This window comes from Shewanella sp. LC6 (assembly GCF_006385735.2).
Taxonomy (GTDB): domain Bacteria; phylum Pseudomonadota; class Gammaproteobacteria; order Enterobacterales; family Shewanellaceae; genus Shewanella; species Shewanella xiamenensis.
The window spans coordinates 2,917,002-2,928,829 of sequence record NZ_CP043902.1 but is presented as its reverse complement, the minus strand read 5'-3'; the positions used below and the strand labels follow the sequence as shown (position 1 = coordinate 2,928,829).

Annotated in this window: 11 protein-coding genes and 1 tRNA gene; 7 read left to right on the top strand and 5 right to left on the bottom strand. The window is 47.2% G+C overall.

Annotated elements, in window-relative coordinates; all coding sequences use genetic code 11:
* The first annotated feature begins 41 nt into the window (after positions 1-41).
* The 5 genes from FJD32_RS13205 (at position 42) to nadE (ending at position 5,280) form a co-directional block, all read left to right on the top strand.
* On the top strand, positions 42-905 hold the full coding sequence (locus tag FJD32_RS13205; RefSeq protein ID WP_088585711.1) for a tetratricopeptide repeat protein: 864 nt from the start codon (positions 42-44) through the stop codon (positions 903-905).
* A gap of 141 nt (positions 906-1,046) precedes the next feature.
* Positions 1,047-1,691 carry an adenylate kinase gene (gene adk / locus FJD32_RS13200; protein WP_037417813.1) on the top strand — a complete coding sequence of 215 codons (645 nt, stop codon included), beginning with the start codon at positions 1,047-1,049 and terminating at the stop codon, positions 1,689-1,691.
* Between the two features lie 80 nt (positions 1,692-1,771).
* Complete coding sequence (gene hemH / locus FJD32_RS13195) at positions 1,772-2,818, top strand: ferrochelatase (protein WP_181159813.1); 1,047 nt, start codon at positions 1,772-1,774, stop codon at positions 2,816-2,818.
* 190 nt (positions 2,819-3,008) lie between these two features.
* The gene (locus FJD32_RS13190) at positions 3,009-4,313 is read left to right on the top strand and encodes an inosine/guanosine kinase (protein WP_088585710.1); all 1,305 of its coding nucleotides are present in this window, start codon (positions 3,009-3,011) and stop codon (positions 4,311-4,313) included.
* A gap of 136 nt (positions 4,314-4,449) precedes the next feature.
* Entirely contained in the window at positions 4,450-5,280 is an 831-nt protein-coding gene (gene nadE / locus FJD32_RS13185; protein ID WP_088586953.1) for an ammonia-dependent NAD(+) synthetase, read from the top strand.
* A gap of 89 nt (positions 5,281-5,369) precedes the next feature.
* On the opposite strand, the gene FJD32_RS13180 is transcribed toward nadE, so the two are convergent.
* A complete protein-coding gene (locus tag FJD32_RS13180) occupies positions 5,370-5,894 on the bottom strand; it encodes a hypothetical protein (RefSeq protein WP_140906929.1) in 525 nt (174 codons plus the stop codon).
* A 172-nt stretch (positions 5,895-6,066) separates the two neighbouring features.
* On the opposite strand from FJD32_RS13180, the gene FJD32_RS13175 reads away from it, so the two are divergent.
* Both FJD32_RS13175 and FJD32_RS13170 read left to right on the top strand, forming a co-directional pair.
* A complete protein-coding gene (locus tag FJD32_RS13175) occupies positions 6,067-7,542 on the top strand; it encodes an alpha/beta fold hydrolase (RefSeq protein WP_088585708.1) in 1,476 nt (491 codons plus the stop codon).
* 194 nt (positions 7,543-7,736) lie between these two features.
* Positions 7,737-7,813: transfer RNA gene (locus FJD32_RS13170), tRNA-Pro, on the top strand.
* Between the two features lie 138 nt (positions 7,814-7,951).
* Here the strand turns inward: FJD32_RS13170 and FJD32_RS13165 are convergent.
* The 4 genes from FJD32_RS13165 to FJD32_RS13150 form a co-directional block, all read right to left on the bottom strand.
* On the bottom strand, positions 7,952-8,227 hold the full coding sequence (locus FJD32_RS13165) for an integrase (RefSeq protein WP_082458947.1): 276 nt from the start codon (positions 8,225-8,227) through the stop codon (positions 7,952-7,954).
* Between the two features lie 473 nt (positions 8,228-8,700).
* Entirely contained in the window at positions 8,701-8,910 is a 210-nt protein-coding gene (locus FJD32_RS13160; protein WP_023267962.1) for a hypothetical protein, read from the bottom strand.
* 208 nt (positions 8,911-9,118) lie between these two features.
* The gene (locus tag FJD32_RS13155; RefSeq protein ID WP_037425249.1) at positions 9,119-9,502 is read right to left on the bottom strand and encodes a VOC family protein; all 384 of its coding nucleotides are present in this window, start codon (positions 9,500-9,502) and stop codon (positions 9,119-9,121) included.
* 118 nt (positions 9,503-9,620) lie between these two features.
* Positions 9,621-11,750 carry an alpha-amylase family protein gene (locus FJD32_RS13150; protein ID WP_037425246.1) on the bottom strand — a complete coding sequence of 710 codons (2,130 nt, stop codon included), beginning with the start codon at positions 11,748-11,750 and terminating at the stop codon, positions 9,621-9,623.
* Between the last annotated feature and the right edge of the window lie 78 nt (positions 11,751-11,828).

Sequence of the window (11,828 nt, the reverse complement as noted above, 5' to 3'; positions counted from 1 at the left end):
CATTTCCCCGTAGAGGTGCCAGTTTGGGAGTAAGGAAAACCATGGACAATATCCTCGATCTAACGAAAGACAATATTCAGCAAGTGGTTGATGCTTCGATGCAGCAACTGGTGGTGATGGTGTTTTGGGCCCAGCCACAGCCGCAGAGTGTTGCCATGGTGCAAACACTCGAGCAACTTGCCACCCAGCATGCTGGCCGTTTTGTGCTGGCGAAAGTGAACTGTGAAACTGAGCTGGAAATCGCGAACTATTTCCGCATTCAAGCACTGCCGACCACCTTAGTGCTCGATAAGGGCCAACCAATCGATGGCTTTGCGGGCATGCAGGAGGCGGCGCAGGTGAGCGCTATGCTGGAGAAACACTTGCCTCCGTTATGGCAATTGCAGCTTGAGCAAGCCAAAGCCTTGTTAGCCTTGAGCCAAGTATCGGCGGAGGATTTAACCACTGCGGCCGTGTTGCTGAAAGACGCCTATAGCGCCTCAAATCATGCTGCTGAGGTGAGTTTGGTGCTCGCCGATGTGTATTTGATACAGGGTGAACTGGCTCAAGCGCAGACTTTACTCGAACAGATTGGCCTTGCCGATCAAGACAGTTATTACCAGAGCTTAAAGGCGAAATTAACCCTTGCCTTGGATGCGGCAGACACACCTGAAATTCGTGATTTACAGCAGAAGTTCGAGCATAATCCGCAAGATTTAGTGTTATTACTCGAACTTTGTAAAGCCTTGCATTCGGCTCACCGCGATGAAGAAGCACTTGCGCATTTATACGGTGTGTTATCTAAAGACTTGAATGCTGAAAATGGCAAAGTAAAACAAGTCTTTATGGAGATTTTAACCGCCCTTGGTCAAGGTAATAGTCTTGCTAACCAGTACCGTCGCAAGCTGTATACCTTGCTCTACTAAGGATAAAATTTGCCACAAAACTGCGATTTATTTGCGGTTTCTGAGGCTAAAGTCGAAGCTAAAAGCCTTCTCAATGGCGGTCAGATGTGCGAAGATCGCCGCCCTAAGAAGAATATCAATGCGAAAAAGAGGACTCTTGAGATGCGCATTATCCTATTGGGCGCCCCAGGTGCCGGTAAAGGTACCCAGGCCCAGTTCATTATGGAACAGTATGGTATCCCACAAATTTCTACTGGCGATATGTTACGTGCTGCTGTTAAAGCCGGTACTCCGCTGGGTTTAGAAGCGAAGAAAGTGATGGATGCAGGCCAACTGGTTTCTGATGATCTGATCATTGGACTGGTTAAAGAGCGCATCGCACAGGACGACTGTGCTAAAGGTTTCCTGTTAGACGGTTTTCCACGCACTATCCCGCAAGCGGATGCGATGGCGGCAAACGGTATCAGCATTGATCACGTGATTGAAATCGATGTGCCAGACGAAGAAATCGTTAAGCGTATGAGCGGCCGTCGCGTTCACCCAGGTTCTGGCCGTGTTTACCACGTGGTATTCAATCCACCTAAAGTGGAAGGCAAAGACGATGTGACTGGCGAAGACTTAGCGATTCGTCCAGATGACGAAGAAGCCACAGTGCGTAAGCGTTTAGGCATTTACCACGAACAAACTAAGCCATTGGTTGAATACTATGGCAAAGTGGCTGCGGCGGGTCACACTCAATACCATAAATTTGATGGTACTCAGTCGGTTGCGGCTGTGAGTGAACAGTTAGCCAGCGTGCTGAAATAAGCATCATTCACTAAATTCGAGAACAAGTTCTCATATTAAGAAAAAGCCTGCGATTGCAGGCTTTTTTTATTGGCAACTGAATGTTAGCCTGCCGAGGTATTAGGCTGATAAAAGGTAACACATTGACTTCTCCCTCTCCTGCGTTTGGCGTGTTATTGGTCAATCTCGGCACGCCCGATGAACCCACTCCCAAAGCGGTTAAGCGATTCCTCAAACAGTTTTTAAGTGATCCTCGGGTCGTCGATTTGTCCCCTTGGCTGTGGCAGCCGATTTTGCAGGGGATAATCCTTAATACCCGACCCGCCAAGGTGGCCAAACTATATCAGAGTGTGTGGACAGAGCAGGGCTCGCCGCTGATGGTGATAAGCGAGCAGCAGGCACAAAAATTAGCCACGGATCTGAGCGCGACCTTTAATCAAACCATTCCCGTTGAACTCGGCATGAGCTATGGTAATCCTTCGATTGATAGCGGCTTTGCCAAACTCAAAGCCCAAGGCGCCGAGCGTATCGTCGTACTGCCGCTGTATCCGCAATATTCCTGCTCAACTGTCGCTAGTGTGTTCGATGCGGTGGCGCAGTATTTTGCTAAAGTGCGCGATATTCCTGAGCTGCGCTTTAGCAAACAGTATTATGATCATAAAGCCTATATCGCGGCGCTGGCACATTCAGTGAAACGCCATTGGAAAACCCATGGCCAGGCCGACAAGTTGATTTTATCCTTCCACGGTATTCCGCTGCGGTATGCCACTGAAGGCGACCCATATCCTGAGCAGTGCCGCACTACGGCCAAGTTACTGGCACAGGCTCTGGGATTAACCGATGGACAATGGCAGGTGTGTTTCCAATCCCGCTTCGGCAAAGAAGAGTGGTTAACCCCTTATGCCGATGAACTGCTGGCCGATTTACCCCGCCAAGGCGTGAAAAGCGTTGATATAATTTGCCCAGCCTTTGCCACTGATTGCCTCGAAACCTTAGAGGAAATTTCTATTGGTGGTAAAGAGACTTTCCTGCATGCGGGTGGTGAGGCCTATCACTTTATTCCCTGTTTAAATGATGATGAGCTCCATATCGAGCTGCTCAGGCAATTGGTGCAAGAACAAGCTCAACCTTGGATACGCGCAGAATGACGGTAAATTTCTCCCGTTGAAACCTAAACACGGCCTAGTTTCATGCTGATTTTATGGTAGAATCTGCGCCCTTTGTGGCTCGGGAGTGGATTTTTTATCTCTCTAGCCTAGACTCATTATTTTTAGGACACAATGAGCCAACGCTCGTTGTAATGCCCATTAGCATGGATGCCAGGAAAAGAGAGCCACTATGAAGTTTCCCGGTCAGCGCAAATCGAAACATTATTTTCCGGTCAAAACCCGTGACCCATTGCTTGAGCAATTAACGCAGCAACCTCAACCTTTTGCGACTTATATCAGCGGTATCGATCAAACCTTAGTGGATATTGAAGCCAAGGTAGAGGATGAGTTGCTCGGCCGTTATGGTTTACCCAAGGGTAATTCGACGCTTATCAATGATGAGCAAGCGCACGCCCTGTATACCGAGCTGAAACAAAACGGTTTGATCAGCGATGAGTTTGCGGGCGGCACTATTGGTAACACAGTGCACAATTATTCTATTTTGGCCGATGACCGCTCTGTGTTGTTTGGGGTGATGAGTCAAAATATCGAAGTCGGCAGTTACGCCTACCGTTATCTTTGCAACACCTCCTCTAAAGTAGACCTTAACTTCCTGCAACCCGTCGATGGCCCCATAGGTCGTTGTTTTACGCTGATTTCTGATTGCGGTGAGCGTACCTTCGCAATCAGTAAAGGGGCGATGGATAAGTTAACCCCAGAATACATTGATAAAGACGTAGTACAGGGCAGCTCTGCCTTAGTATTAACCGCCTATTTAATGCGTGCCAGCGGCGGCGACAGGATCACCGATGCGGCCATGTGTGCGATTGAATATGCCAAAGCAGCCGAAGTCCCTGTGGTATTGACCTTAGGCACACGCTTTTTGATTGAAGAAGATCCGGTTTGGTGGCAAAACTTTATCCAAGAGCATGTGACCATTTTGGCGATGAACGAAGATGAAGGCGAGGCGTTAACAGGGTTTCGCGATCCGCTGCTTGCCAGCGAAAGAGCCCTCGAGTGGTGCGATATGGTGTTAACCACTGCTGGCCCAATCGGGCTTTATACCGCAGGTTATACCGATGATGCCGAAAAGCGCGAGACCACTCATACGCTGCTGCCAGGTGCTATCCCTGAATTTAACCGTTATGAGTTCTCACGTCCTAAGCTCAAGAGTGACTGTGAAAATCCGATTAAAGTCTATGCCCATATTTCCCCTTACATGGGTGGACCGGAGAAAATAGGCAATACCAATGGTGCGGGTGATGGCGCGTTGTCGGCGTTATTGCACGACTTGGCGGCCAATACCTTCCATAAGACCAACGTGCCAGGCTCAAGTAAGCATAAGCGTGATGGCTTATGTTATTCATCCTTCTCACAAATTTGTAAGTACGCTAACCGCGTGGCCTATGAGGTATTAGCGCAGCACAGTCCGCGTTTGTCCCGTGGGTTACCCGAGCGTGAAGACAGCTTAGAAGAATCTTACTGGGAAAGATAAACCAGCATAGGTTTCAGTTAATAAGGGCAATAGCGGCAAACCGTTATTGCCCTTGTTGTTTTTAGGCGCAAATAAATGATAACGTTAGGCGGTTTACCGCTCCCAATAACAGCGAATATTTAAGGTGGAATTTTCGGTGAAAGCGCAGATCTTAAGAGAAATGAAGGTACTCAAGGCGATTGAGCCTGAGTTTGAAGTGCAGCGCCGCGTGGCGTTTATTAAAACCAAGCTCAAAGAGGCCAGCAGTAAGGCGTTGGTATTAGGGATCAGCGGAGGTGTGGATTCATCGACGGCGGGGCGTTTATGCCAGTTGGCCGTTGATAGCCTCAATAGTGAACATCCCGAGGGCGGTTATCAGTTTATTGCAGTGCGTTTACCCTATCAAATTCAAAAAGATGAGCATGAAGCTCAGCAAGCGTGCCAATTTATTCAGCCATCAAAATTAGTTACAGTAAATGTGCATCAAGGTGTTGATGGCGTGCATCAAGCCACCTTAAGTGCGTTTGTTGAGGCGGGACTGAGTATGCCGGATGAGGCGAAAGTGGATTTTGTTAAGGGCAATGTTAAAGCGCGGATGCGCATGATTGCCCAGTATGAGTTAGCGGGATTAGTTGGCGGGTTAGTGGTGGGTACCGATCATAGCGCCGAAAACATTACCGGTTTTTATACCAAATGGGGCGATGGTGCCTGCGATCTCGCGCCTTTATTTGGCCTCAATAAACGCCAAGTGCGCCAATTAGCGGCCTATCTCGGTGCTCCTGAGTCATTAGTTTACAAAGCGCCAACGGCGGATTTAGAGGACAACAAACCGCTACTCGAAGATGAAGTCGCGCTCGGGCTGACCTATGAGCAAATTGATGATTTCCTCGAAGGGAAAGTCGTTGATAAGGCTGTCGAAGAGAAGCTTATCAATATCTATAAGGCCACCCAACATAAGCGCCAGCCCATTCCAACCATCTACGACTGATTTTTACCACTAACCTTGGCATAGGCAATGCTGTCTAGGTTTTCTTTTAAAGCACTCGGCCTATCCGGGTGCTTTTTTATGAAATTTTATCAAGCAGATACGTTTTGTATATGCGAGCGCGTAAGCGCAATCAGGGCATTAGAGTATTGGCGGTAATCTAAGTAGGGCGTGAGTAGCACTTGTTTCTTCTGTATTGAGGAAGTTTGCATTATTTCAGTGACATCTTGCAGCTTACCCTGTGACGCATGCATCAGCGGTTGATAGGCAGTTTGCCGGTTTGATAGTGGTTTATTGAACTGCTCAGCACTCAATCCCAAAGGCTTCGCGGCAGCTTGCCCACACACAATATGAATATTGGCATGGGGCGATAGGGCACTAGCACCTATCAAGAGCATTTGGTGTTTTTTGAGTAATAAGTTGTCGCGATAATTGCGCCAATCTTCACTGGGGGTGCAAATTTTGGCCATAATGGTGAAGATCTTACGCCAGTGGTTACCGTTTAAGGCGATGAGTTCTGCTATCGCGTTATCCTGCTCCCAATGCCAATATGCAGGTATAAGTGGGGGATTGGGGAGATAAAACGCATAGGACGCTGTGGCTGGACCAATATGCATAATAAGTAAAATTTGCGAATATCGAATAAAAGTAGAGCGGATATTAACCTAAATAGAGTAAACCGCCGAAACTAAAATGCCATCAAAACAAATCTTAAATATGAATATTGAGGTTTATTTTTATCTAACCGTATAATCTGCATGCGTATTTTATCGGAATCATGGGGCAGCAATGAAAGCCATTATCATAGGCTCAACTAAACATTTATTTTTCGCTGCCTTTTATGGCTGTTTAGGGATTGCTGTTGCCTTATTAGTGACTGGAATCTATTTTCTCAATGCAAAACCCGATCTGTCCCTCTGGCACACGACTGAGTTAAAACACGAATTCCACTACAACACTAAACTTGATAACTTTCGTGATTACATTGCCTTAGAAGATAAGCTCTTTGCCGAGGTTGATAACAAAGTACTCAAAAAAGTGTCGGCGGCAGATGCATCGCCCGTCAATCGTTATGTTAAAAACAGCCTTGCCGATCCCGCGAGATGGCCACAAAACTGGAATCGCAGTTTTGAATGGCCTAAAACCAATGCGCCTTTTGGCGTATTGTTGCTCCATGGTATGTCAGATTCACCCTATGCCATGTCTAATGTGGCAGCACATTTTAAAGGCAAAGCCCATGTACTTGGATTAAGACTCCCAGGCCATGGCACCATTCCTAGTGGTTTGACGAGCCTGTACTGGCAAGACTTAGCCGCCGCAGTTAATTTGGCAACGGCGCACATGAAACAAGAGCTTAAAGGTAAGCCGTTATTCGTTATTGGCTTTTCAACGGGCGCCGCAGTGGCACTTAACCATGAACTTGAACTGATTAATCAAGATAAAGCGCCCGATTATGCAGGGATGATTTTTATGTCGCCAGCTATTGGGCTTGCTCCAATTGCGGCCGCGGCTCGCTGGCAAAGTTGGATAGGTCGCCTGCTCGACTTAGATAAGTTGCAATGGAATAGTATTCAGATGGAATACGATCCCTTCAAGTACATGTCTTTTGCCGTCAATGCCGGGGATGTCGTCTACCAATTGGCGTTACGTAACCAGAGTTTGTTAAGCGGATTAACGCCTTTGCAGCGTGAACAAATCCCATCGATTTTAAGCTTTCAATCTGTTGCCGATGCAACGGTATCTAGCGCAGCTGTTGTGAGTTTGTTGTATCAAACGCTACCGCAAAAGGGCCATGAATTAGTGCTATTTGATATGAATCGTACCGTTATCAACAGTAAGTTAATGACTAATGATCCACTACCCGCCTTGTTACCAACAGCTTCTGACAACATTCATTACCGTGGCACGCTGATTGAAAATATCAATAGCGAAACGACTCAGGTTCAAGCTCGGGAATTTGGATTTAGGCCACAGGATGAGTCGTTATCTCAGATTAAACACCTCCCGCTTTATTGGCCTGCGGGCGTGTATTCACTCTCCCATGTTGCGTTACCTTTTGCTGAAAATGATGGCCTATATGGCATGTCAAGCAATGAGAAGCTAACCCGCATACAAATAGGCGCAGCCGCTTCCCGTGGTGAGCGAGGCGTTTATAGTGTGCCTGCTTCAGAAATGTTACGTCAAAAATGGAACCCCTTTTTCCCTTATATGATGGACCGAATTGAACAATATCGAAGTGCACATATGCCGAATGAGGCACACTGAAAGGTATAATAGTTTGAAAATGTAGTCATTCAGGCCAGAAACTAAGCAGTTGATCAAACAGACTTCACTAAGCACTTGCGTTGATTGAATCCAATTGCTAAAGTCTGCGTCACTTAAGGTGAACCCCACTCGATAGCATCTTAAGTAATAAGTACTTAAGCTGATGTCGTACAGTTCTATTAAGTACAATATTTCGGTATGTAGCGCAGCCCGGTAGCGCACTGTCATGGGGTGTCAGGGGTCGGAGGTTCGAATCCTCTCATACCGACCAAATTCATAAACAATAAAGCCTGCAATCTTAATCAGTTGCGGGCTTTTTTGTGTCTGCTTGTTTATGCAAGGGTGGACTAACGGGGGACTAACGGAATTCAAAAATTCTTTTTCCAATTAGTGCTTTGCCTTAGTTTTATTAATGGCTGAATTTAATCTCAGCGTGTGGAACTTCGGTCCATTGCAGGTGATCCCGCACATAGATTTTGGTGGACTTGGCATCGGTGTGAGCCATCCGACCTTGAGGGTCAACACCCATATCCGAAAACAATCTGGCAGATAGCGCACGTATCTCGTGGAAGGTTGGGCGCTGGCTCATTTCTAAATGGTCGCACAGACCTAACTCATCCCTTAATGCCGAAAAGGCTCTGCTAAGGTAATTAGGATCAAGCTGATAGCGGTGGTCTGTGGCCACACTTTGTTTATTCTGTTTGTCTGGTCGGCGATGAACCACATAAGGGCAAAGGAACCCATCGCGACTCTTATCGATAATGCGGGATTACCATTAGCGAGACGGCCGCCCCATGGCCGCTCTTTGGCATCCATGCCATCGCGGCATTCGTGAATCCATTCACATCAGACGGGCGAGCATCCACGGATGGACTTGAACAACATCCGTGTTTAACGGCCAGTTCGCCATCTGATAGGCAGGACGCCTGAATGTCGTACAATGCAGGGACGCATGAGAACGACCATGGCTCTCGTTCATAAGCTTAGAAACCCTAGGTTTCTATTCACCGTGTCGATGATCAAATACCATGGCTCATCATAAGCCAATACCAGCAAAACAGTTCTAATTCCTAACACGTAATCTCCCACTCAGCTTTATTTTAATCCTGTCAGTTATTCAACGCATTTCTAGCTTTGAATATTTCTACTACTTAAAAATCATATTCTTACAAAATAGGGGAGTGCGATAAGGGCGATGCCGATGGCGATAAGTAGTGCGAGATTGGTGACAAAATAAGGGTAAATCATCAGGGTGAGGCCGACGGCCAGAGGGATGGGGGCGGCTTGGCGCTTGCCGTAGGTGAAAAAGCCAAGACCAAAGAGGCCAAAGACTAAACTCCATAACAATAATGTTGGGTTATCAAACACCTTGAGCTCCTCTGTGATTAGCCTTGGTAAGCTCCAGCCTTTTACTCTGCCATATTGGTCAAACGATGAGCTAGTGCTGCGCCGCTGAATTGAGTCTACTGCTAAAACTCCTTTGGCGTAATTAAGCTTTATTCATCTTATTCGTTGCGTGAATACGCTATGTTAGTGCGCTGTTTTATTTACATTTTTAATACATTGAGGATTCAGGTTATAGCTCATATAACTCTAAGGGTAAGCCGTCGGGGTCGCTAAAGAAGCTGAACTTTTTACCAGTGTATTCGTCAATGCGGACAGGTTCGACGGCGATATCATGGGCCGTAAGATGCTCGATCGCCGTTTCAATCGATTCGACGCGAAAGGCAAGGTGCCTAAGACCGCAGGCCTCGGGATAGCTAGGGCGCTTGGGAGGATTGTCGAAGGAAAACAACTCGATTTGACTCTTATCCGGTAGTTGTAAATCGAGTTTGTAGGACTGGCGTGCCTCACGATAATGCTCTGCCAGCACGCTAAGGCCAAGAATCGTCACATAAAAGTGTTTGGACTTTTGATAGTCACTGCAAATAATCGCTGCATGGTGAATGCCGAGTAACATGGCTTGCCTCTGTACTGTTTAACTGATGTTTAGGCTAGTGTGTTTTAAAAAAGCCAGAGTCACAACGGTGTGTGACTCTGGCGCTAACCTAAGATTTTTATCTTACTTCGCTAGCTGGCTAATGGGCGAGTTCAAATATCGCGGAGGACAGAGGTGCTAGCTGCAACTGAACTTGACCTTCACCTTGTTCGACAACCAACTGCGCCGTATAGTCTTCCAGTAAATCCTTAAGCGGATAGGTTGCATCGGTTAACTGCCATTGCGCAATCAGAGATTGGGGCAGTTTAAGTGAAAATAACTTGGCTTGGGTTTGACTAAAGTTACTGACAATAATCAGCTTTTGGCCTTTGTTAGCGGTGGTATTGGCCTCAAAGCGGACAAAAGCGAAGGTTGCGTCATCATAACCCGTTGCGCTGCCATTGATTGTCTTATTGTTGGCCTTATTGCTAGCCTTTGCAGCCGCTACCTCGCTGCGGTTAGTTTCATCTAGCGAGTCATATTGCCCCAAGAGCGCGGGCGCATTTTTCCCCGTGCTGAGGTTCAATAGTTTTTGATAGTAGGTGCGCAGCGCGGCTTCTGTTGTTGTCGATTGGCCGCCATCAAATTTACCTTGATTCATCCAGCGCTGATGGGCAGGAACGCCCGCATAATCAAAAATACTGGTGCGCGAAGCATGGCCAAAGCCTAGGTTTTGCGTCGCCGCTTCACCTACTTCTTGACCAAAATAAATCAAGGTGGGTGAGGTACTTAAGGTTGCTGATACCACCATCGCGGGCAGGGCGTAGCGGGGATCGACCGCATCCGTTGACGCATTACCACTTAAACGACCTAAAAAGGCGGCATTGGCGATGCGCTGCTCGTCGTGGTTTTCTAAAAAATGCAGCATATGCGGGGCGATATCTTGCACTTTGGCCTGATCTGCGGCGATCTGCGCGGTACTTTTTTGCCCTGCCATAATGGCTTTGAGGGTGTCGTAAAGATCCACTTTGTCGTAGAGGTAATCCATTTTGCCGAGCTGAATATAGTCGCGATACAACGCGGGGTTATAGACCTCAGCTAAGATAAAAGCTTCGGGATGACTATGTTTTATATGACTATTTAAATAGCTCCAAAACTCGACAGGCACCATTTCGGCCATATCGTAACGAAATCCATCGACTCCCATCGCTAACCAATACTGGGCAATTTGATTGAACTTGATCCAAGAGTTAGGTAATTCACGGGTTCGTTGCTGCCAAAAAGCATAGTGCTGCTCGGTGCCGAGTGTGGCATAGCGTGGCGGTAGTGCGGGGAAATCATGGCTGCCATCGGGTCGGACACCGTAATTGATTTTGACGGTTTCATACCAGTCGTTCATATCTGGCTTGGCAAGGCGTGAGCCATTGCCCGTCCATTTGGCGGGGATTTCCTTAAATTGACCATCACTTAGGGGATGCGATTCACCGCCTAACGGTTTGAGGCTCTCTGGTAAATCGGGCACTTGAAAGCCAGAGGATTGCTTGTTATCAATCACATAGTAAAAGTTATTATGCTTTGCATATTCAAGGGTTTGATTATCGTCTTCACCAAAATCGCGCACGTCATCTGGCTTAGTGATGGAATGATAATTACGCGCCACATGGTTAGGCACTATATCGATAATTACCTTTAAGCCTTGCCTGTGGGTGCGCTCGATAAGTGCCTGAAATTCCTGTAAACGCTTGGTGGGATCAACCGCTAAATCGGGGTTTACGTTGTAATAATCTTTAACCGCATAGGGCGAACCGGCGCGGCCCTTAACCACATCGGGATCATCGTGACTAACACCAATCGCACTGTAATCGCCAATTAAGGCGTGGTGGGGCACTCCCGTATACCACACATGGGTAACGCCTAAGTCTTTGATACTTTTGAGCGCTGTGTCATCAATATCATTAAATTTACCCACACCGTTTTCGCTAATCGTGCCCCAAGGTTTATTGGTGGTGTTTTTATTGCCATAGAGTCGGGTAAAAATTTGATAAACAACAGGTTTGTACTTGTTTGCTTGCTCAGCATTGTGATGGGCTGGCAGGATTTCGCCTTCGGCCACATTTGGATTGGCAAGCAGGGTTTTAGCCGCCACTGAATCCAACGCGGTTGCTTGAGTGCTGATTACTGATGCTGCCATAGCGCAAAAGGTGCTAATGCTGCTGAGGGCCAGTAGGGTTAATCCCTGATGCCAGCGATAAGCGCGACGTTTACTGCTGTTAGATAATAGAAAATTCAACCTAGGTTCCTTTACTGACCTGGTGGCCAAACTGTAGGTTGGCCGCGCTGTTAGCTAAGCATGCTTAGCTGCTTGATT

Coding starts and splice junctions, on each gene's coding strand:
- FJD32_RS13175 (WP_088585708.1), top strand. CDS start 6,067: ATGAAAGCCATTATCATAGGCTCAACTAAACATTTATTTTTCGCTGCC.
- FJD32_RS13190 (WP_088585710.1), top strand. CDS start 3,009: ATGAAGTTTCCCGGTCAGCGCAAATCGAAACATTATTTTCCGGTCAAA.
- FJD32_RS13180 (WP_140906929.1), bottom strand. CDS start 5,894: ATGCATATTGGTCCAGCCACAGCGTCCTATGCGTTTTATCTCCCCAAT.
- hemH (WP_181159813.1), top strand. CDS start 1,772: ATGTTAGCCTGCCGAGGTATTAGGCTGATAAAAGGTAACACATTGACT.
- adk (WP_037417813.1), top strand. CDS start 1,047: ATGCGCATTATCCTATTGGGCGCCCCAGGTGCCGGTAAAGGTACCCAG.
- FJD32_RS13155 (WP_037425249.1), bottom strand. CDS start 9,502: ATGTTACTCGGCATTCACCATGCAGCGATTATTTGCAGTGACTATCAA.
- FJD32_RS13205 (WP_088585711.1), top strand. CDS start 42: ATGGACAATATCCTCGATCTAACGAAAGACAATATTCAGCAAGTGGTT.